Below are 20,903 nucleotides of genomic sequence, written 5' to 3' on the forward strand. Positions count from 1 at the left end.
CTCGGCGATCACAGCGGAATGTTGCCGTGCTTGCGCCACGGGTTATCGAGCTGCTTGTCCTTCAGCATCGCCAGCGAGCGGGCGATCCGCTTGCGGGTGGCATGCGGCATGATGACGTCGTCGATAAAACCGCGGGCGCTGGCCACGAACGGGTTGGCAAACTTTTCCTTGTACTCGGCTTCGCGCTCGGCGAGCTTGGCCGGGTCGTTCTTTTCTTCGCGGAAGATGATCTCCACGGCCCCCTTCGGGCCCATCACCGCGATTTCGGCGGACGGCCAGGCGAGGTTCACGTCGCCGCGCAGGTGCTTGGAGGACATCACGTCATACGCGCCGCCGTAAGCCTTGCGGGTGATCACGGTGACCTTCGGTACGGTACATTCAGCGTAGGCGTAGAGCAGCTTGGCGCCGTGCTTGATGATGCCGCCGTATTCCTGGGCGGTACCCGGCATGAAGCCCGGCACGTCCACGAAGGTCACGACCGGAATGTTGAAGGCGTCGCAGAAACGGACAAAACGGGCGGCCTTGATGGCGCTCTTGATGTCGAGACAACCGGCCAGCACCAGCGGCTGGTTGGCGACGATGCCCACCGGGCTGCCGTCGACGCGGCCGAAACCGATGATGATGTTCTTGGCGTAGTCGGGCTGCAGCTCGAAGAAGTCGCTGTCGTCGACAACCTTGACGATCAGCTCCTTCATGTCATACGGCTTGTTGGTGTTGTCCGGCACCAGGGTGTCGAGGGAGTAGTCGTAACGGGCGACCGGATCGTTGGTCGGCGTGACGGGAGGCAGCTCCCGGTTGTTGGCCGGCAGGAAGTTCATGAAGCGGCGCAGCATGGACAGCGCCTCGACATCGTTCTCGAAGGCCAGGTCGGCCACGCCGGACTTGCTGGTGTGGGTGATCGCACCGCCCAGTTCCTCGGCGGTGACGTCTTCGTGGGTCACGGTCTTCACGACTTCCGGACCGGTCACGAACATGTAGGACGAGTCCTTCACCATGAAGATGAAGTCGGTCATCGACGGGGAATACACCGCACCACCGGCACAGGGGCCCATGATCATGGAGATCTGCGGCACGACGCCGGAGGCCATCACGTTGCGCTGGAACACATCGGCATAGCCACCGAGGGAGGCTACGCCTTCCTGGATACGGGCGCCGCCCGAGTCGTTGAGGCCGATCACCGGGGCACCGACCTTCATGGCCTGGTCCATCACCTTGCAAATCTTCTCTGCGTGGGTTTCGGACAGGGAGCCACCGAACACGGTGAAGTCCTGGGAGAACACGAAGACCAGGCGACCATTGATGGTGCCGTAGCCGACGACCACACCGTCACCCGGGGTCTTTTCGGCTTCGTTCATGCCGAAGTCGACGCAACGGTGCTCCTTGAACATATCCCATTCCTCGAAGGAATCCGGGTCGAGCAACAGCTCGATACGTTCGCGGGCCGTCAGCTTGCCCTTCTTGTGCTGGCTGTCGATACGCTTCTGGCCGCCACCCAGGCGGGCCGCTTCGCGCTTCTTTTCCAGCTGGTGGATGATGTCGTGCATTTACAGCCTCCAGTCAAAAATCGGGATTTATTTGTTTCAGCCCAGATAGCCCAGCAGCCGCTGCGCGGCCGCCGAAGGCGTCGTCTGGCCGGCCTCGACGGCCGCTTGTAAACCGGGCAGGTCCTGTTGCACCCGGGCGTGACTTGCAAACCGGGCCCGCAGGCCCTGGTCGATGAGTTCCCACATCCACGCGCGAGCCTGTTGGCAACGGCGGGCCTCGAACTCCCCGCTCCGTTTCATGGCGGAACGGTAATCGTTGATGGTATTCCAGAATTCGGCGATACCCTGCTTCTGCAATGCAGAAAGCATCAGCACCGGCGGCGTCCAGTTGGGCGACGCATGGCGCAGCATGCCCAGTGCGCTCTTGATCTGTCCGCGTGCCACGTTGGCGGCCTGCGGGTTGATGTCGGCCTTGTTGATGACGATCAGGTCGGCGATCTCCATGATCCCCTTCTTGATCGCCTGCAGGTCGTCGCCGGCGTTGGGCAGTTGCAGCAAACAGAAGATGTCGGTCATGCCGGCGACCGCGGTCTCGGACTGGCCGACGCCGACCGTTTCGATGATGATCACGTCGAAACCAGCGGCCTCGCAGACAAGCATCGCCTCGCGGGTCTTCTCGGCGACACCGCCGAGGCTGCCGGCCGACGGGCTCGGACGGATGAAGGCCTCGGTCCGCTGGGACAGCAGCTCCATGCGGGTCTTGTCGCCGAGGATGGAACCGCCGGTGACGCTGGACGACGGATCCACCGCCAATACCGCCACTTTGTGGCCCTGCTCGATGAGATACAGGCCGAGGGCCTCGATGAAGGTGGACTTGCCGACGCCGGGCACGCCGGAGATGCCGACGCGCATCGACTTGCCGGTGTGCGGCAGCAGGCCTTCCAGCACGTTGCGGGCACGCTGCTTGTGGTCCGCGCGCTGGGACTCGATCAGCGTGATCGTCTTGGCCAGCGGGCGCAGCTGGTGCTTGAGGACACCATCGACCAGGGCCTGGTCGGCAGCATCCCGTTGCGGAAGATCGGCGGGCATGTTCATGGGCTCGATAATGACCTGTGCGCCGGCCATGGCCGGCGCACTTGCGGACTTCGGTCGCGGATCAGGCCTTGCGGGCGGCGCGGATCTGCTTCAGCACTTCACGGGCGGCGGTCGGGATCGGGGTACCCGGTCCGAAGATGCCGGCCGCACCGGCCTGGTACAGTGCGTCGTAGTCCTGGGCCGGAATCACGCCACCCACGAAGGTGATGATGTCGTCGGCGCCCTGCGCCTTGAGGGCCTTGATGACGGCCGGCACGAGGGTCTTGTGGCCGGCGGCGAGGCTGGAACAGCCCACTGCATGCACGTCGTTCTCGATGGCGTGGCGGGCGGCTTCTTCCGGAGTCTGGAAGAGCGGCCCGATGTCGATGTCGAAGCCCAGATCGGCAAAGGCGGAGGCCACCACCTTGGCGCCACGGTCGTGACCGTCCTGGCCAAGCTTGGCGATCATGATGCGCGGACGGCGGCCTTCCTCGGCGACGAAGGCGTCGATGTCGGCCTTCAGGGCCTGCCAGTCTTCGTTGCCTTCGACCACCGAGTTGTAGATGCCGGTGACGGCCTGCGGGTTGGCGCGGTAACGGCCGAAGACCACTTCCAGCGCGTCGGACACTTCGCCGACGGTGGCGCGCAGACGGATCGCCTTGACGGTCAGGTCGAGCAGGTTGCCTTCGCCGCTCTTGGCGGATTCGGTCAGCGCGGCCAGCGCGGCATCGACGGCGGCCTGATCGCGGGTGGCACGGATGCGCGCCAGGCGCTCGATCTGGGCTTCACGCACGACGTGGTTATCGATATCGAGAATGTCGATCGGGTCTTCCTTGGCCAGCTTGTACTTGTTGACGCCGACGATGACGTCCTTGCCGGAGTCGATGCGGGCCTGCTTCTCGGCGGCGCACTCCTCGACCTTCATCTTGGCCCAGCCGGATTCGACGGCCTTGGTCATGCCGCCCATCGCCTCGATCTCCTCGATCAGGGCCCAGGCCTTGTCGGCCATGTCCTGGGTCAACTTTTCCATCATGTAGGAGCCGGCCCACGGATCGACCACGCTGGTGATGTGGGTTTCTTCCTGGATGATGATCTGGGTGTTGCGGGCGATACGCGCCGAGAACTCGGTCGGCAGCGCGATGGCTTCGTCCAGCGCATTGGTGTGCAGGGACTGGGTGCCGCCGAACACCGCCGCCATCGCCTCGATGGTGGTACGCACGACGTTGTTGTACGGGTCCTGTTCGGTGAGGGACCAGCCGGAAGTCTGGCTGTGGGTCCGCAGCATCATGGACTTCTGGCTCTTCGGCTCGAACTGCTTCATGAGGCGCCACCACAGCATGCGCGCGGCGCGCATCTTGGCGATCTCGAGGTAGAAGTTCATGCCCACCGCCCAGAAGAAGGACAGGCGGCCGGCAAAGGTGTCCACGTCCATGCCCGACTTGATACCGGTGCGCACGTATTCGACGCCGTCGGCCAGCGTGAAGGCCAGCTCGATAGCCTGGTTCGCGCCCGCTTCCTGGATGTGGTAACCCGAGATCGAGATGCTGTTGAACTTGGGCATGTTGGCCGACGTGTACTGAAAGATGTCGGCGATGATCTTCATCGACGGCGTCGGCGGGTAGATGTAGGTGTTGCGGACCATGAACTCCTTGAGGATGTCGTTCTGGATGGTCCCGGACAGCTTGTCCTGCGAGACGCCCTGCTCCTCGGCGGCGACGATGTAGCCGGCCAAGATAGGCAGTACGGCGCCGTTCATGGTCATGGAGACGGAGATCTTGTCGAGGGGGATCTCGTTGAAGAGGATCTTCATGTCCTCGACGGAGTCGATCGCCACGCCGGCCTTGCCGACGTCACCGACCACGCGGGGATTGTCGGAGTCGTAGCCGCGGTGGGTGGCCAGGTCGAAGGCCACCGACACGCCTTGGCCGCCGGCGGCCAGGGCCTTGCGGTAGAAGGCGTTGGAGGCCTCGGCCGTGGAGAAGCCGGCATATTGGCGGATGGTCCACGGACGGGCCGCGTACATGGTGGCCTGGGGGCCGCGCAGGAAGGGCTCGAAGCCAGGCAGGGTGTTGGTGTACTTGAGGCCTTCGAGGTCGGCTGCGGTATACAGCGGCTTGACCGTGATGCCTTCCGGCGTCACCCAGTTCAGCTTGGCGACATCGCCTTCAGGAGCCGATTTGGCGGCAGCCTTGTTCCAGGCGGCCAGATCAGGTTGCGGGAAGGTCGGTTCGGTGTTGTTCGCCATGGCTTTTCTACCCTCACGTAGCTGGGCTGTTTACTGCAACCCTTGATAATTAGTGACGTCAGTACCGGCCGTGACCCCTGGCCACGGCCGGCTGCCGTGTCCCGCGCAGGGAAGTTTTCTCCCTCCCTCTGTTTTTGTGGCCCGCCGGCCTTTCGGCGGCGGATCCGCACAAGGGTTACATCCTGCGCAGGAACTTGACTTGCTGTCTTGTAGATAATACTTTATCCATAATTATGGATGCAACCACTGCCGACAACGCTCTGACAAAACTTTCGACCGAACCCATGAATGCCGGCCGGATCGCCCCCCTCGCCCTGTACCAGGAAGTCGCGGAACGCCTGCGCCAGCGCATCTTCTCCCACGAACTGCCGCCCGGCACCTGGGTGGATGAGCAGGCGCTGGCAAGCCAGTATGGCATTTCGCGCACCCCGCTTCGTGAAGCTTTGAAGGTGCTCGCCGCCGAAGGCCTGGTGACCCTCAAGCCGCGCCGCGGCTGCTACGTGACGGAGATTTCAGAGCGTGACCTGGACGAGATCTTCACCGTGTTGGCCCTGCTCGAGGGACAGTGCGCGGTCAACACTGTGCATAAGGCCAGCGAGGCCGACCTGAAGCGCCTGGCCGCGATCCACCAGGACCTCGAACGGGCCGCCGCCGCCAGCGACATCGACGGCTTCTTCGAGGCCAACCAGGCCTTCCATCAGGAAGTCCAGCTGATCGCCGACAACCGCTGGCTGACCCAGGCCATCACCGACCTGCGCAAGGTCATCAAGCTGTCGCGCCATCACTCCCTGTTCATAGAAGGCCGGCTGGAACAGTCTCTCGCCGAGCACCGGGCCATCCTCGATGCCCTTGATCAGCGCGATGTGACGGCCACCGAACTGGCGATGCGCGACCATATCTCCAGCGGCCGCGCAGCCCTCGCCAAGCTCGCCCACCGGGACAAATCGGCCTGAGCATCTCACCGGGGCAAACCTCACCGCAGGGCCGAGTGGATTCGCCCCAACAATGAAAAACCCCCGACCGGGCGAGCCCGAGCGGGGGTTTTTCGTTTCAGCCCGGCGCCCCGCAGGGCGCAGCGGCATCAGTGGGCGCTGGCTTCAGCGGCACCGAAGCCGGTCTGGGCACGCACGTACTGGTCGTCGAACTGCGCGCGTTCGGCCTGGGCCTCGGCGCTGTTGTCGAGCTTGGAGATGATGATCGTCACCAGGAAGGCCAGCGGCATCGAGAACAGGGCCGGCTGGTCGTACGGGAACAAGGCCTGGGCGTTGCCCAGCACGGTGACCCACACGGACTTGGACAGCAGCACGAACAGCACCGCAGCCACCAGGCCGGAGTAGCCGCCGACCACTGCGCCACGGGTGGTCAGGCCCTTCCAGTACATGGAGAGGATCAGCACCGGAAAGTTGGCGGACGCGGCGATGCCGAAGGCCAGCGCAACCATGAAAGCCACGTTCATCTTCTCGAAGGCGATGCCGAGGATGATCGCCACGATGCCCAGGCCGATCGAGGACAGCTTGGAAACGCGCAGTTCCTCGGTCTCGGTGGCCTTGCCCTTGCGGAGCACGCGGGCGTAGATGTCATGGGAGATCGACGCCGCGCCGGCCAGCGCCAGGCCGGACACCACCGCCAGGATGGTGGCGAAGGCCACCGCCGACAGGAAGCCGAGCAGCAGGTTGCCGCCCACCGCCTTGGCCAGGTGCATGGCGACCATGTTGCCACCACCAATGATCTTGCCGCCGATGTTGCCGCCTTCGAAGAACTCGGGGTTCTGGCCGACGATGATGATCGCCGCGAAGCCCATCAGCAGGATCACGTTGAAGAAATAGGCAACGAAGCCGGACGCGTAGAGCACCGACTTGCGGGCTTCCTTGGCGTTGGTCACAGTGAAGAAACGCATCAGGATGTGCGGCAGGCCAGCGGTGCCGAACATCAGGCCGAGGCCCAGGGACAGTGCGGTGACGGGATCCGGCAGCAGGGAGCCGGGGAACAGGATCTTCTCGCCCAGACTGTGCACCGAGATGGCCTTGGTCATCAGGTTCTCGAAGCTGAAGCCGAACTGTGACATGGCAAGGATCATCACCAGGGTGCCGCCAGCCAGCAGCATGCAGGCCTTGATGATCTGCACCCAGGTGGTGGCAACCATGCCGCCGAAGGTCACATAGACCATCATCAGCGCGCCGACGACGAACAGCGCAATGGTGTAGTCGAGGCCGAACAGCAGCTTGATCAACTGGCCGGCGCCGACCATCTGGGCCACCAGGTAGAAGCACACCACGGTCAACGAGGACACCGCCGCCATCGTCCGCACCTTGCTCTGGTTGAGGCGGTAGGAGGTGATGTCGGCAAAGGTGAACTTGCCCAGATTGCGCAGGCGCTCGGCCATCAGGAACAGGATGATGGGCCAGCCGGCGAAGAAGGCGATCATGTAGATGTAGCCATCGACGCCCTTCGCATACACCATCGCGGTGAGGCCCAGCAGGGTTGCCGCCGACATGTAGTCGCCGGCGATCGCCAGACCGTTCTGGAAGCCGGTGATACCGCCACCGGCGGTGTAGAAGTCAGCCGCCGACTTGGTGCGCCCGGCTGCCCACTTGGTGATGCCCAGGGTCATGCCGACGAAAACCACGAACATGCCGATGGCGTGCAAATTGAGGGGTTGCTTCTCGGTGGCGGAAATCGCGTCACCGGCGAAGGCCAGGGCCGGCGCCAGCAGGCCCAGCAGCAGAACATTCAGACGGGCCAGCATCACTTCACCTCCTTGGACGCGTCACGGATGATTTCGGTGGTGATGTCGTCGAACTCGCCATTCGCGCGCTTTACGTAAACGGCAGTCAGCACCCAGAAAAAGATGAACATGAACAGCTCGGCGGCAATGCCGACCGTCACGTAGGAGCCCTCGGACAGGCGCTGGCCGATCACCTTCGGCGTGAAGGCCACGACCATGAAGAAGCCGTAGAAGATCGTCAGGACGACCACCGACAGCAATGTGGCAAAACCCTGGCGCTTCGAGACCAGCTCGGCGAAGCGCGGGTTGCTCCGGATACGTGCGTAGACCGCACGTTGAGATGAAGTGCTCGACATGAATTCCCTCCCTAGAGAACGTCAGTGGATGCGGCGCGATCTGCCTGTTGGTGTTGTAATGCGGCGATCGGTATAGCTTTTTTAGTGTGGCGCCTCGGCGGACGAAGCCGCGCCATTACTTCGCCCGATGCGATGATATAACATATATATGACTCCATACCACAACGTACGGCGGGTTTTTTGCGCACCGCAACAAAAACCTACTGCTCCACTATGGAAACCCCAATGCCCGGTGAAATCCTCTTCAGCCAGGATGGCGGTGTCGCCACCCTGATCCTTTCCAATCCCGACAAACTCAACGCCGTCGATGCTGGCATGTGGCGCGGCCTGCATGCCCGCATGACGGCCGTCAATGTGGATCCCGACGTGCGTTGCGTGATCCTGCGTGGCGCAGGTGAAAAAGCCTTCGCGGCGGGCGGGGACATAGAGGAATTCATTACCGTCCGCGCCACCGTCGACGACGCCCTGCATTACCACGAGGAACTGGTCGCCGCGGCCCTCGACGCGGTGCGCGCGTGCCCGGTGCCGACGGTGGCGATGATCCGCGGCGCCTGCGTCGGCGGCGGCCTGGAGATCGCCGGCTGCTGCGACATCCGCATCGCCGGTGAATCGAGCCGTTTCGGCGCGCCGATCAACAAGCTGGGTTTTTCCATGTACCCCGGCGAGATGGCCGGCCTGCTCGAACTGGTCGGCCCGGCAGTGCTCCTCGAGATCCTCCTCGAAGGCCGTATCCTCGGCGCCCGCGAGGCCTTGTCCAAGGGCCTGTTGACCCGCGTGGTGGACGACGAGGAAGTGGAGAAGGAAGCCCTCGCCACGGCCGAGCGCATCCTCAAGGGCGCGCCGCTGGTGGCGCGCTGGCACAAGCAGTGGGTGCATCGCCTGATGCAGGGCCAGCCTCTCAGTAACGCGGAGAAGCGTGCCGCCTTCGACTTCCTCGCCACCGAGGATTACCAAGAAGGTCTGGCCGCCTTCCTCGCCAAGCGCACGCCGGTTTTCAAGGGACGCTAAGCCCCCTGCCCGAGCACCGCGGACACTCGTTCCGCGGCGGCCGACTACCCTGCTCGGGAAACTTTCCTTGCACTTTGTCTGTCACTCGGTAGGCATAGGCGATTAACATACTGCCCTGCACTCCCCAGCAGATACTCCCCGCACGACCGCCCCTCGACCCACAAAGCCGTCCCCATGCTCCGGACGGCATGTCGCCATTGGTGGCGTGCGCCCGCACAAGGAAAAACAATGGCATATCTCTCGTGGTCTCCCGACCTGGACACCGGCATCCTGGAGATCGACAACCAGCACAAGCAGATCATGGATTTCATCAACCGCCTGCATGACGCGCGGCAGCACGCCGACCGCCTCGGCGTCATCGCGGTGGTGGACGACCTGGTGGAATACACCCTGTCCCACTTCGCCTTCGAAGAATGCCTGATGGAAGACGCCGGCTACGAGTTCGTGCGCGGCCACAAGAAGGTGCACGAACTCTTCGTGCGGCGTGTCAGCGGCTTCCACGAGCGCATGAAGAAGGGCGAGGACATCTCCCACGAACTGCACAGCCTGCTGCACCGCTGGCTGTTCAGTCACATCCGCCACGACGACCACGCCTACGTCGCTGCCGTGCGCCCACAAATGAAAGCCCTTGCCGAGGAAAGAACCCCTGAAGGCTGGTTCAGCCGCTCGCTGAAACGCTTTTTCGGCTGACCGACCTTCGGGCGCGTGAATCCGCCACAAAACGGATAGATGTCCTGTCCGCTACCGCCCCCTCACGGGGGCGAATACCTTGCCTCACCCCGCCGCTGTACGCTCCTCAGCCCAGCACCGTGTGCAGCATCTTCAGGGACAGCAGCACCAGCAAGCCGGCAAAGATCTTCTTCAGCGTCGCCACCGGCAGGCGATGGGCCAGGCCGGCGCCGATCGGCGCGGTGAAGGTGGACACCAGGCTCACCAGCACCAACGCCGGCAGGTTCACGAAGCCCACCGTCCATTCGGGCAGGCCGGGAGCCCCCCAGCCATTGATCAGGTAGCCCAGCGCGCCGGCCAGCGCAATCGGCAGGCCGATGGCCGCCGAGGTGCCGATGGCGTTCTGCATCTTCACGTTGCACCAGGTCATGAAAGGCACCGACAGGGAGCCGCCACCGATCGCCACCAGAGCCGAGATGCCGCCGATCACCCCGCCGACCCCGGCCAACCCGGCCGCACCGGGCAACTCCCGCGACGGCTTGGGTTTGACGTTGAGGATCATCTGCACCGACACATAGGCCATGAAGCAGCCGAAGAAGATCGCCAGCGGCGCTGTCGCCACCCGCGACGCGATGAAGGTGCCGCCGAAGGTGCCAGCCAGCACGCCCGGGGTGATGCCCTTCACGATGTCCCAGCGCACGGCGCCATGGGCGTGGTGGGCGCGCAGGCTGGAGATGGAGGTGATCACGATGGCCGCCATCGACGTGCCGAGGGCCACATGCACCAAATGCTCGCGCGCAAACCCTTGGGCGGCGAACAGCGTGGTCAGCATCGGCACCATGATGCCACCACCGCCCACGCCGAGCAGTCCTGCAAAAAATCCCACGCAGCCCCCCAGAAGCAGGTAGGCCGCCAGCCATTCGATACCCATGGTCAGCTTGTCGTATTCAGATCAGATCGATTGCGCCGAGCAGTTGCCCGACGATGAAACGCCACTCGGTCGGCTCCACCGGCGTGATCGACAGCCGGTTGCCGCGGGCGAGGACGCGCATGTTCTCCAGTTCCGTGTGGCGGCGCAACTCGGGCAAACCCACAAGCCGCGTCTTGCGCACGAACTGCACGTCCACGTGCAGCCAGCGCGGCTGCTCCGGCGTTGCCTTGGGGTCGTAATAGCGGCTGGCCGGATCGAACTGGGTCGCATCCGGGTAGGCGGTGCTGGCCACCCTCGCGATGCCGGCGATTCCCGGCTCGGCACAGCCGGAATGGTAGAACAGCACCCCGTCGCCAATCTGCATGCCGTCGCGCATGAAATTGCGCGCTTGGTAGTTGCGCACGCCATACCACGGCACGGTCTGGTCCGGGCGCTTCTGCAGGTCGTCGATGGACACGTCGTCCGGTTCGGACTTCATCAACCAGTAACGCATGATTCTTCACTCCACGAGCGGCGCCCGGCCGGGCACAGAAGTCCGCATATTGCCCAGCCGACAGCCCCGCGCCAAGCCGGAACGCCCCGCCCGCGGCGGGGACGGGCCGGCGCCGGGCCCGGCAGCCCAGGCCGCCTGAGGTATCATCGGGACCTGCCCGCACACTCCATCTTCCCGCCGATCCCCTGGAGCCCCCGCATGAACACCCCCGTCGAACGCCGTAAGAACCTCAGCCTGCGGGAGCTGGTCGACAAGGCCTACGTCCTCATCGAGCCTTTCTTCGATCCGGCCAACGCCTGGAACGGCCAGACCCTGGAACACCTCGCCTACCGCGTGCTGCGCGAGCAGTTGCCGGGCATCCCGGCGCAGGACGCACAGATCATCGTCTCCACCGCCACCCGCATCTACCGCAGCAAACACGGGCAGCAATGACGCGTCTGTATCCGCTGCTCTTCGTCGTGCTGTGGAGCACCGGCTTCATCGGTGCCAAGTACGGCCTGCCCTATGCCGAACCCCTCAGCTTCCTGTGCGCCCGCTACGGGCTGGTGATCCTGCTGATGGGACTGGTCGCCGTCGCCACCCACGCGCCGTGGCCGCGGGAGCCACGCCAGTGGCTGCACATCGGCGTCAGCGGGATGCTGGTCCATGCGGTCTATCTGGGCGGCGTATTCACCGCCATCCGCCACGGCCTGCCGGCCGGCATCACCGCGCTGGTGGTCGGCCTGCAGCCGCTGCTCACCGCCCTCGGTGCTGGCGCGCTGCTCGGCGAAAAGGTGCTGCCGCGCCAGTGGGCAGGGCTGGCCCTGGGCTTCGGCGGCGTCGGGCTGGTAGTCGCCCACAAGGTGGCCGCCGCGGCCGGCACGCCCGAGCTGGCGGCCATGCTGCTGCCGGCCGTCGCCGCCCTCCTCGGCATCACCGCCGGCACCCTGTACCAGAAGCGCTTCTGCCCAGCCTTCGACCTGCGCACCGGCTCAGTGATCCAGTTCCTGCCCACCCTCGCCCTGTCGCTGCTGGTCGCCAGCCGGACCGAAACGATGGTCATCGACTGGAGCGCCCCCTTCGTCTTCGCGCTGCTGTGGCTGGTGCTGGTTCTATCGGTCGGCGCGATCAGCCTGCTCAACCTGCTGATCCGCAGCGGCAGCGCGGTGAACGTGGCCAGCCTGTTCTACCTGACCCCGCCCACCACCGCGCTGATCGCCTGGGCCGCCTTCGGCGAGACCCTCACCGGTCTGGCCCTGGCCGGCATGGGGCTGACGGTCTTCGGCGTGTGGCTGGCCCGCAAGTGAGGGGCCGGTGAAGATCAACGGCCCCTCCGCGTCGGCCAGCGTCGCGACGCGCATCCTCGGCATCGACCCGGGCCTGCGCAGCACCGGCTTCGGCCTCATCGACACCCTCGGCAGCCAGCTGCGCTACGTCGCCAGCGGCTGCATCAAGACTGGCGAAGGCAGCCTGCCGGAACGCCTGAAGATCATCCTCGACGGCATCCGCGAGGTGATCGCCACCTACCAGCCCGACCAGGCGGCGGTAGAGATCATCTTCGTCAACGTCAATCCCCAGTCCACGCTGCTCCTCGGCCAGGCCCGCGGCGCGGCAATCTGCGGCGCCGTATCGTGCGACCTGCCGGTGGCCGAATACACCGCGCTGCAGGTCAAACAGGCGGTCGTCGGCCACGGCAAGGCCGCCAAAGAGCAGGTCAGCCACATGGTGCAACGCCTGCTCACCCTCGAAGGCGCCCCGTCGTCGGACGCCGCCGACGCCCTTGCCTGTGCAATCTGTCACGCTCACGGCAGCCGCGGGCTGGCGGCAATCGCCGGCGTCGGCACCCGCAAGCGCGGCGGCCGCCTGACCGACTGAGCGTTCCACGACTGCAGCGCACCACACCCTTCATTGCAGGAAATCACTGGAGATCCGCATAAAGACATTGTGATTTTTGTCACACATGCCATAGTGAAGCGTACGACGGTTTCGCTTTTGGCATAGGGACGGCATAGATCGCCCCGCCTGAACGGGAGGAGGGACGCGACGATGATCGATGTTTCGCTCAAGTTCCTCGTCGACGAAGTCAACACCTACCTGCAGCGGAGGCTCAACTCCGACTTCGGCAAGGTCGAGCTCGGCGCCCTGGTCGATGACAAGGGCAACTGGGTCGTCACCAAGGACAGCGTCCGCCTGACCCTCTTCCAGATCGAAGAAGAACGCCACGCCCGCGCCCAGGTGCCTCAGCAAGTCATCGTGGACGGGCGCAGCGTAAGCCTGCCACCGCCGCTGGCAATCAACCTCGTCATCCTCTTCGCCGCCAGCTTCACCACCTACGGCGAGGGCCTGCGCCAGCTGTCCCTGCTGCTGACCTTCTTCCAGGCCCATCCGCTGTTCACGCCAGCCGACTACCCGGCACTGCCGCCCGGCGTTGACCGGCTGGCCGTCGAACTGGTCAATTACGGCCCCGAGCAGGCCAACCAGATGTGGACCTGCCTCGGCGCCAAGCACCTGCCGTCGGTGGTCTATCGCATCCGCATGCTGGTGCTGCAGGACCAGGAGCCCGGCGCCACCGGCACGCCGATCCTCGACATCCACACCCACGCGGGCCTGAAATGAACAGCGCCTTCCGCCGTCTGTGGACGGTGGCCGTCAGCCATGATTTCCGCGGCGGCCCCTGCGACGATCTGGCCTTCGTGGTGCCGCCAGCCACCCGCGACGCACTGGCCGGCATGCACGCACTGGTACGCGAGTTCGACGGCGTACTGCACGTGCTGATCGCCGTGGACGAGGACGGCAACCCGCTCGGCGACTGCGTCGGGCGGCGCCTGCTGTTCGGCCTCGCGCCGCGCAGCCCGAGCTTCACGCAATACACGCAACTGCCGGCCCTGCCGCCCGGCGAGACGCCGCTGTTTGCCAACGAGGCATCTGCCGACGCTCTCGACGCGATGCCCCGCGGCGTCGAACTGGCCGGCCCCGCCGCGCCAAGCATCGCACCGCGCCTGGCAGCCCGCCCACTGGATCTGACCATCACCCGCCCGGACGGCACGCCGCTGGCCGGCGCTCGCCTCGGCCCGACGGACACAGGCTGGGTGTTCCGCTGCGCCGACGCGGGTGAGTTCGTCGTCAGCGAGAGCGCCGCCAGCGGACTCACCGCCAACCGCCGCCTGCTCGTCGACGCCGGCCTCGCCGCCGAGGCGCCGTGGGGCGTGCTGAGCCTCACCGCCAGCGCCGGCCACGTCGCCAACGGCCACGCCTTCACGCTTGCCTTCGCCGCCCGCAGCGCGCTGCTGCGCTACTACGTGGTGGTCAAGCCGGCCAGCGAGGCGGACTTTGCCAGCATCCAGGTGGAAGACCATGGCGCCGCCGGCGACGCCCGCCCGCCGGTCGCCTTCACCCGCCTGCTGCCGCCCTTCGGCGGCGACCGGCTCGCCCCGGCCCTGCTCGACCCGGGCGGAACCCGCAGGATCGTGCTCTTCGAAGCCCAGACCCCGGTAGCCCGGCGCGCCGCGGGGCCGCACGGATTCGAGCTGCACCGCAACGGCGAGGTGCTCATCGGCAACCTGCCGCAACCCGGCGCCGAACGCAGTGACGCCCAGTTCGTCGTCCACCTGAGATAAAGAACTTAGAGAGGAGCGAAGCCGCCATGCCCACCTACCGCACGCCCGATGTGTACGTCGAAGAGATTTCGGTGTTTCCCCCCTCGGTCGCAGAGGTGGAAACCGCGGTGCCCGCCTTCGTCGGCTACACCGCCATGGCCACCCGCATCACTGCCAGCGACCTGAAGAACGTGCCGACCCGCATCACCTCGCTGCTCGAATTCGAAACCCTGTTCGGCGGCGCGCCGGAACTCGACCTCGACCACGTGGACCTGGACGCCGGCAACCGTTTCCAGAGTGCCACGCTGGCCGCCACCAACACCAAGTACCTCTACGACAGCCTGCGCCTGTTCTTCGACAACGGCGGCGGCAAGGCGTGGATCTGCGCGGTCGGCAAGCACACCGACGCGGTAGACAAGACCCAGCTGATCGCCGGCCTGGCGCGCATCGCGACGGTGGACGAACCGACCATCCTGCTCTTTCCCGATGCCGCCGGCCTGCCCGCCGACGACCTGGCCGCCGTGCAGATGGCGGCCCTCAACCAGTGCGGCAAGCTCGGCGACCGGGTCGCCGTGCTCGATACCCGTCTCGCCACCGACAAGACCGGCCACACCGCCGTGGTGGAAGAGCTGCGCAACCGCATCGGCATCAACAGCCTCAAGTACGGCGCCGCCTACGCGCCGTGGCTGCAGCTCAACTACCCGAAGAACGTCGGCTACGCCGACATCAAGAGCAAGCTGAAAAAAGGCGGCGTAGCGGTGACGCTGAACGCGCTAACCGGCGACGCTGGCGTGCTGGCGCTGCTGCAAGGCCTCGACCAGGCTCTGATCGACCTGGCCGGCCTGCCGGCCCGCCATGCCACCGTCAGCGCCACCGCCGACAAGGCCATCTCGGACACCTTCGGCGCCACCCTGCTGGCCTACCTGGGCACCCCGGATTCCACGCACATGCAGGACCTGTTCGCCTTCGTCTACAAGATCGCCCCGCTGGTGGACGGCATGGCCAGCGGCGCTGGTTCCTTCACCCATGCGGGCCTGAAGGGCGACGCAGGCAGGGCGATCACCCACAGCTTCATCCCGGCGATGAGCGAACTGATCGCCCTCGAGCGAGAACTCGACGGCAAGCTCACCGCCGCCTATGTCGCCCAGTACACTGCCATCGGCGCCCTCACCACCGCCGGCTGGGCGACCCTGTTCGGCGCCGATGCACCGGTTGCCTCCACCACCGCAATCAGTGCCGCGGCCGACGACGTCGGCCGCCTGGCCGCCGCGCAGGCGGCGATCCAGCGCATCTTCGGCACCCTGTCGTCGGCACTGGCCAACCTCGACGACGCGGCGGGCGCCTACGCCGCCAACATCGAGGCCAACCTGCTCGACAGCTTCGCCACCTACCGGGACATCGTGCGCGGCGTGAACAACACCCTCACCTTCTGCCCGCCGTCCGGCGCCATCGCCGGCATCTATGCGCTGGTGGACGGCCAGCGCGGGGTCTGGAAATCCCCCGCCAACGTCAGCCTGACCGGAGTCATCGCCCCCAGCTACGCGCTCGACAGCGACGACACCGACAACCTCAACGTGGACACCACCGCCGGCAAGTCGGTCAATGCGATCCGCAGCTTCGTCGGCAAGGGCACCCTGGTGTGGGGCGCCCGCACGCTGGCCGGCAACGACAACGAATGGCGCTACGTGTCGGTGCGGCGCTTCTTCAACATGGTCGAAGAATCGGTCAAGAAATCCACCTACTGGGCGGTCTTCGAGCCCAACGACGCCAACACCTGGGTCAAGGTGCGCGGCATGATCGAGAGCTACCTGACGCAGAAATGGCGCGAGGGCGCGCTGGCCGGCTCGACCACCAAGGATGCCTTCTTCGTGCGCTGCGGGCTCGGCACCACGATGAGCAGCCAGGACGTCCTGGAGGGCCGCATGTACGTGGAAATCGGCATGGCGGTGGTCCGTCCGGCCGAATTCATCATCCTGAAGTTCTACCACAAGCTCCAGACGTCCTGACCGGCGCTGCCGGGGCCGCGCCCGCCTGAGCCCCCCGGCCCGCCCGCATCCCGCCACCGAATGCGAAAGGAACCGACATGCCTGCCCAGTATCCCCTGCCCGTCTTCCACTTCACCGTCCAGTGGGGCGGCACCCGCATCGGCTTCTCCGAGGTCACCGGCCTGACCCAGGAGAACCAGGCCATCGAGTACCGCGACGGCTCCTTCCCCGAGTACTCGTCGATCAAGATGCCGGGGCTGCGCAAGTTCAGCAACGTCACCCTCAAACGCGGCATCGTCAAGTCGGACAACGACTTCTTCAAGTGGCTGTCGACGATCAAGCTCAACACCGTCGAGCGCCGCGACCTCACCGTCAGCCTGCTCAACGAGAGCCACGAGCCGGTGATGGTGTGGAAGGTGCACAACGCCTTCCCGGTCAAGGTCGAGGGGCCGCAGCTGAAGGCCAGTGCCAACGAGGTGGCCATCGAGTCCATCGAACTGGCCCACGAAGGCCTCGAGCTGCAGAACGAGTGAACGCCACCGGAGCGCGCCGCTGAGGCCCCGCCATGTACACACCCCCCGTCGGATTTCACTTCAAGGTGGAAGTCCTCGGCCTCGATCGCGCCGTCGATGACGACGTGCGCTTCACCGACGTGGGCGGCCTGTCGCTGGAAGTCGCCACCGAGGAGGTGCCGGAAGGCGGCGAGAACCGCTACATCCAGCGCTACCCGGTGCGCAGCAAGTACCCGGATCTGGTCCTCAAGCGCGGCTTGCTGAAGGACTCGGCGATCTGGGACTGGATCCGCGACGGCATCGAGAACCTCGACATCAAGCCGAAGAACGTGGACGTCAAGCTGCTCAACGACAAGCACGAGCCCCTCGTCACCTGGCACCTGGTCGGAGCCTGGCCGGTGAAGTGGGCGGTCAGCGACCTGTCCGCCAGCGCCAACGCCATCGTCGTCGAGAGCCTGCAGCTGGCCTACCAGTACTTCACCGTGGACAAGTCCTGAAACGGAGCCCGTCATGCCCATCATCATCGATGAAGTGGTGATCTCGGTGGAAGTCAGCAATGCCGACTCCGGCGGCGCGGCCAGCCAACCGCCAGAGCAGCTCGATAAGCAAACCCTGATCGCCGAATGCGTCGCCCAAGTGCTGGAGATCCTGCGCCAGCAACAGGAGCCCTGAGCCATGCCGGAACGCGGACAGCTCGAGCGCCTGCGCATCGACGCCTACACCAAGCCCGACTACAGCGGCGCCGCCATCGGCAGCTTCGAGGCCTATGTGAACCCGGCCGAGATCACCCTCGCCTACGAGATGGAATACGACAGCGGCCAGGGCAGCGGCACCACCGGCAGCCGCATGGACTTCAAGAAGGTCAAGCCGGGCGACCTCAACCTGGTGTTCTTCCTCGACGGCACCGGCGCCAACGGGCGACCCCTCGACGTGCAGCAGAAGGTCGAATCCTTCCAGACCGTCACCGGCTACAACGGCGACATCCACCGCCCCAACTACCTCAAGGTGATGTGGGGGCGCATCCAGGTGAAGCGCTGCGTGCTCAAGAGCGCCTCCATCGTCTACAAGCTCTTCAAACCCAGCGGCGTGCCGCTGCGGGCGGTGATCACCGCGGTGTTCACCGACAACTCGGACGACCAGACCCGCGTCGCGCTGGCCCAGGACGCGTCCCCCGACCTGACCCACGTGCGCATCGTGCACGCCGGCGAAACCCTTGCCGCGCTGTGCACCGCCATCTACGGCGATCCGCGCTACGCCCCCTGCGTGGCGCGGGCCAACGGGCTGGACGGCTTCCGCCACCTGCCGGCGGGCACCCGCGTGGTCTTCCCGCCCCTGGAGAAGTGAAATTTCCCCCGCCCGCACTCTCCCCATCGCCGCGGACCACCGGGAGTTCACCATCAAGGTGGGCGGCAGCCCCGTGCCCCGCAGCCACCAGCTGCTGTCGGTGAGCGTCGTGAACACCGCCAACCACATCGCCTTCGCGCGCCTCGCTTACCAGGACGGCAGCGCCTCCGGCGGCGACTTCCCGCTCAGCAACGACGCGCTGTTCACCCCCGGCGCCGAGGTCGAGGTGCTGGCCGGGGCCGGCAACCAGCCCGACCTGCTGTTCAAGGGCCTGGTGGTACGCCAGCGCCTCAAGGTGCGCGAGGGCAGCCCGCCGCAGCTCATCGTCGAATGCCGCCACGCCGCCACCAAAATGAGCCTCAAACGCCGCGGCGCCACCTACCTGGACATGCAGGACGGGGACGTGATCGGCCAGCTGTGTTCCGACGCCGGCGTCAACATGACCGCCGCCAGCACCACGGTCAGCCACAAGCACCTGGTCCAGTACGACTGCACCGACTGGGACTTTCTCGTCACCCGCGCCCAGGCCAACGGCCAGTTGGTGCTGACCCGCGGCGCCGACCTGGAAACCCGCGCGCCGGACGCCAGCGCTGCCGCCGTGGCCAGCCTCGCCTACGGCGCGACCCTGCTCGAATTCGACGCCGAGGTGGACGCCCGCCAGCAGACCCAGGCGGTCAAGACCCTCACCTGGAGCGCCGCCGACCAGGCCGTGCACAGCCTCGACGCCAGCCCGCCGTCCTTCAGCGGCCCTGGCGACCTGAAGCCCGACGACCTCGCCTCCGCGATGGGCGTGGACACCCTCGAACTGCGCCACACCATGCTGCCCGACGCCGAGGCCACCGCCGCCGCCGCCGCCCGTTTCGCCCGCGCCCGCCTCGACCAGGTGAGTGGCCGCGCGATGTGCATCGGCCTCGGCCAGGTGCAGCCCGGCGACGTGGTCGAACTGGCCGGCGTCGGCCAGCACTTCAGCGGCAAGGTACTGGTCACCGGCGTGCGCCATGAGATGGACACCGTGCAGGGCTGGCGCACCCACCTGCAGTTCGGCGGCGTACCGGAGGACCCGGCCCGCCGGGAACGCCTCGAGGCGCGCCGCAGCACCAGCCTGCTGGCGCCGGCCCACGGCCTGCAGATCGGCGTCGTCACCGACAACGAGGACCCGGAGAACGAGTTCCGCGCGCGCGTGCGCCTGCCCCTCGTCGATCCGTCCAGCGACGGCGTGTGGGCACGGGTCGCCGCCGGCGATGCTGGCGACCAGCGCGGCGTGATGATCCGCCCGGAGATCGGCGACGAGGTGGTGGTCGGCTTCCTCGACGACGACCCGCGCGCCGCGGTGATCCTCGGCATGCTCCACAGCAGCGCCAAGGCCGCGCCCCTCACGCCGAGCAACGACAATCACGAGAAGGTCTTCGTCAGCCGCAGCGGCATCAAGCTGCACATCAACGATGACAAGGTGGTGCTGACCATCACCACCCCCGCCGAGCAGCAGCTGGTCTTCGACGACGACCAGGGCTCGGTGCTGCTCAAGGACAAGAACGGCAACAGCATCAAGCTCGACAGCGACGGCATCACCGTCGAGAGCGCCAAGGCCCTCAACATCAAGACCGGCACCGACACCAAGCTCGACATCGGCGCGGCCGGCGAGATCAAGACCGCCGCAGCCCTCGACATCAAGGCCGGCGCCGCCCTCAAGCTGGAAGGCAGCGGCGGGCTGGAAGCCACCACGCCGGCCATCGCCAAGCTCAAGGGTTCGCTGGTGCAGATCAACTGAACGCACGCCCGAGGACACCATGCCCAATGCAGCCCGCGTCACCGATCTGAGCGTCCATGGCGGTACCGTCACCGGCCCCGGCGTGCCCACCGTGCTGATCGGCGGCCTGCCCGCCGCCGTGCTCGGCGACCTGCACAGCTGCGTGATCCCGCCGCCGCACCCGCCGGTCACCCCCTTCGTGGCCGGCAGTGCCACGGTGCTGATCGGCGGCAAGCCGGCCCTGCGGGTCGGCGACAGCTGCGGCTGCGGCGCCAGCCCGGCCATCGGCGAGCCGACGGTGCAGATCGGCTGAGGAGGCCCGCGATGAGCGATACGCCCTCCTTCCTCGGCCGCGGCTGGTCCTTCCCGCCGGCCTTCGCCAACGGCAGCGTGCGCATGACCGAGGACGAAGCCGACATCCAGGCCAGCCTGCACATCCTGTTCGGCACCACGCCGGGCGAGCGCTTCCTGCAGCCCAAGTACGGGCTGGACATGCACGAGCTGATGTTCGAGCCTCTCAGCACCACCCTCGTCAGCGTCCTCAAGGATCGCATCCTCACCACCGTACTGGTCTATGAGCCACGCATCCGCGTGGACGCGCTGGACATCGACGACAGCCGGCTGATGGAAGGCGTGCTGACGATCCGCCTCGACTACCGGGTGCGCAGCACCAACTCGCGCTTCAACCTGGTCTTCCCGTTCTACCAGGGCGAGGCCAGCGAAGCGCTGCGCGCGGTCCGCCGGGGGTAAACGAC

23 protein-coding genes are annotated in these 20,903 nt (G+C 66.1%); 16 read left to right on the plus strand and 7 right to left on the minus strand.

Going from position 1 to position 20,903, the window contains the following annotated elements; translation table 11 throughout:
- Nucleotides 1-8: 8 nt before the first annotated feature.
- The 3 genes from AC1PPK_RS02110 to scpA all read right to left on the minus strand — a co-directional run bounded on the left by AC1PPK_RS02110 (nucleotide 9) and on the right by scpA (nucleotide 4,803).
- Nucleotides 9-1,544 (minus strand): acyl-CoA carboxylase subunit beta, encoded by a 1,536-nt coding sequence (locus AC1PPK_RS02110; protein ID WP_481116199.1) that lies wholly within the window; start codon nucleotides 1,542-1,544, stop codon nucleotides 9-11.
- 36 nt (nucleotides 1,545-1,580) lie between these two features.
- Nucleotides 1,581-2,573: a methylmalonyl Co-A mutase-associated GTPase MeaB gene (gene meaB, locus AC1PPK_RS02115; protein ID WP_481116200.1), complete on the minus strand. Its 993-nt coding sequence runs from the start codon at nucleotides 2,571-2,573 to the stop codon at nucleotides 1,581-1,583.
- Nucleotides 2,574-2,640: 67 nt separating this feature from the next.
- Nucleotides 2,641-4,803, minus strand: coding sequence for a methylmalonyl-CoA mutase (scpA, locus tag AC1PPK_RS02120; protein ID WP_481116201.1), 2,163 nt, complete (start codon nucleotides 4,801-4,803; stop codon nucleotides 2,641-2,643).
- A gap of 284 nt (nucleotides 4,804-5,087) precedes the next feature.
- On the opposite strand from scpA, the gene AC1PPK_RS02125 reads away from it, so the two are divergent.
- Nucleotides 5,088-5,756, plus strand: coding sequence for a GntR family transcriptional regulator (locus AC1PPK_RS02125; protein ID WP_481116202.1), 669 nt, complete (start codon nucleotides 5,088-5,090; stop codon nucleotides 5,754-5,756).
- Nucleotides 5,757-5,884: 128 nt separating this feature from the next.
- On the opposite strand, the gene AC1PPK_RS02130 is transcribed toward AC1PPK_RS02125, so the two are convergent.
- Nucleotides 5,885-7,549 (minus strand): cation acetate symporter, encoded by a 1,665-nt coding sequence (locus tag AC1PPK_RS02130; RefSeq protein WP_481116203.1) that lies wholly within the window; start codon nucleotides 7,547-7,549, stop codon nucleotides 5,885-5,887.
- Entirely contained in the window at nucleotides 7,549-7,884 is a 336-nt protein-coding gene (locus tag AC1PPK_RS02135) for a DUF485 domain-containing protein (RefSeq protein WP_481116204.1), read from the minus strand. Before AC1PPK_RS02135 ends, AC1PPK_RS02130 begins: the two co-directional genes overlap by 1 nt.
- Nucleotides 7,885-8,109: 225 nt before the next feature.
- Here AC1PPK_RS02135 and AC1PPK_RS02140 point away from each other — a divergent pair, with 225 nt between their 5' ends.
- Together AC1PPK_RS02140 and AC1PPK_RS02145 are read left to right on the plus strand one after the other, a co-directional pair.
- A complete protein-coding gene (locus AC1PPK_RS02140) occupies nucleotides 8,110-8,892 on the plus strand; it encodes an enoyl-CoA hydratase/isomerase family protein (protein WP_481116205.1) in 783 nt (260 codons plus the stop codon).
- Between the two features lie 228 nt (nucleotides 8,893-9,120).
- Nucleotides 9,121-9,582 carry a bacteriohemerythrin gene (locus AC1PPK_RS02145; RefSeq protein WP_481116206.1) on the plus strand — a complete coding sequence of 154 codons (462 nt, stop codon included), beginning with the start codon at nucleotides 9,121-9,123 and terminating at the stop codon, nucleotides 9,580-9,582.
- A gap of 106 nt (nucleotides 9,583-9,688) precedes the next feature.
- On the opposite strand, the gene AC1PPK_RS02150 is transcribed toward AC1PPK_RS02145, so the two are convergent.
- Both AC1PPK_RS02150 and AC1PPK_RS02155 read right to left on the minus strand, forming a co-directional pair.
- Entirely contained in the window at nucleotides 9,689-10,492 is an 804-nt protein-coding gene (locus AC1PPK_RS02150) for a sulfite exporter TauE/SafE family protein (RefSeq protein ID WP_481116207.1), read from the minus strand.
- Between the two features lie 16 nt (nucleotides 10,493-10,508).
- On the minus strand, nucleotides 10,509-10,985 hold the full coding sequence (locus AC1PPK_RS02155) for an EVE domain-containing protein (protein WP_481116208.1): 477 nt from the start codon (nucleotides 10,983-10,985) through the stop codon (nucleotides 10,509-10,511).
- A gap of 198 nt (nucleotides 10,986-11,183) precedes the next feature.
- Here AC1PPK_RS02155 and AC1PPK_RS02160 point away from each other — a divergent pair, with 198 nt between their 5' ends.
- The 13 genes from AC1PPK_RS02160 (at nucleotide 11,184) to AC1PPK_RS02220 (ending at nucleotide 20,898) form a co-directional block, all read left to right on the plus strand.
- On the plus strand, nucleotides 11,184-11,417 hold the full coding sequence (locus tag AC1PPK_RS02160; RefSeq protein ID WP_481116209.1) for a hypothetical protein: 234 nt from the start codon (nucleotides 11,184-11,186) through the stop codon (nucleotides 11,415-11,417).
- Nucleotides 11,414-12,271 carry a DMT family transporter gene (locus AC1PPK_RS02165; protein ID WP_481116210.1) on the plus strand — a complete coding sequence of 286 codons (858 nt, stop codon included), beginning with the start codon at nucleotides 11,414-11,416 and terminating at the stop codon, nucleotides 12,269-12,271. The genes AC1PPK_RS02160 and AC1PPK_RS02165 overlap by 4 nt, the downstream gene beginning before the upstream one ends.
- 13 nt (nucleotides 12,272-12,284) lie before the next feature.
- Entirely contained in the window at nucleotides 12,285-12,839 is a 555-nt protein-coding gene (gene ruvC, locus AC1PPK_RS02170; protein ID WP_481118176.1) for a crossover junction endodeoxyribonuclease RuvC, read from the plus strand.
- A 171-nt stretch (nucleotides 12,840-13,010) separates the two neighbouring features.
- A complete protein-coding gene (locus AC1PPK_RS02175) occupies nucleotides 13,011-13,580 on the plus strand; it encodes a Pvc16 family protein (protein WP_481116211.1) in 570 nt (189 codons plus the stop codon).
- Nucleotides 13,577-14,581: a hypothetical protein gene (locus tag AC1PPK_RS02180; RefSeq protein ID WP_481116212.1), complete on the plus strand. Its 1,005-nt coding sequence runs from the start codon at nucleotides 13,577-13,579 to the stop codon at nucleotides 14,579-14,581. Before AC1PPK_RS02175 ends, AC1PPK_RS02180 begins: the two co-directional genes overlap by 4 nt.
- Nucleotides 14,582-14,607: 26 nt before the next feature.
- Entirely contained in the window at nucleotides 14,608-16,566 is a 1,959-nt protein-coding gene (locus AC1PPK_RS02185; protein WP_481116213.1) for a phage tail sheath family protein, read from the plus strand.
- A 77-nt stretch (nucleotides 16,567-16,643) separates the two neighbouring features.
- Nucleotides 16,644-17,078 (plus strand): phage tail protein, encoded by a 435-nt coding sequence (locus tag AC1PPK_RS02190; RefSeq protein WP_079435316.1) that lies wholly within the window; start codon nucleotides 16,644-16,646, stop codon nucleotides 17,076-17,078.
- A gap of 32 nt (nucleotides 17,079-17,110) precedes the next feature.
- On the plus strand, nucleotides 17,111-17,554 hold the full coding sequence (locus AC1PPK_RS02195; protein WP_481116214.1) for a phage tail protein: 444 nt from the start codon (nucleotides 17,111-17,113) through the stop codon (nucleotides 17,552-17,554).
- 13 nt (nucleotides 17,555-17,567) lie between these two features.
- A complete protein-coding gene (locus AC1PPK_RS02200; protein WP_481116215.1) occupies nucleotides 17,568-17,729 on the plus strand; it encodes a DUF5908 family protein in 162 nt (53 codons plus the stop codon).
- 3 nt (nucleotides 17,730-17,732) lie between these two features.
- Complete coding sequence (locus AC1PPK_RS02205) at nucleotides 17,733-18,401, plus strand: CIS tube protein (protein ID WP_481116216.1); 669 nt, start codon at nucleotides 17,733-17,735, stop codon at nucleotides 18,399-18,401.
- A gap of 73 nt (nucleotides 18,402-18,474) precedes the next feature.
- A complete protein-coding gene (gene vgrG, locus AC1PPK_RS02210) occupies nucleotides 18,475-20,169 on the plus strand; it encodes a type VI secretion system tip protein VgrG (protein ID WP_481116217.1) in 1,695 nt (564 codons plus the stop codon).
- Nucleotides 20,170-20,188: 19 nt separating this feature from the next.
- Entirely contained in the window at nucleotides 20,189-20,461 is a 273-nt protein-coding gene (locus AC1PPK_RS02215; protein WP_481116218.1) for a PAAR domain-containing protein, read from the plus strand.
- Between the two features lie 11 nt (nucleotides 20,462-20,472).
- The gene (locus AC1PPK_RS02220; RefSeq protein ID WP_481116219.1) at nucleotides 20,473-20,898 is read left to right on the plus strand and encodes a GPW/gp25 family protein; all 426 of its coding nucleotides are present in this window, start codon (nucleotides 20,473-20,475) and stop codon (nucleotides 20,896-20,898) included.
- Nucleotides 20,899-20,903 lie beyond the last annotated feature (5 nt).

The organism is Zoogloea sp. JDB1 (genome assembly GCF_056724025.1).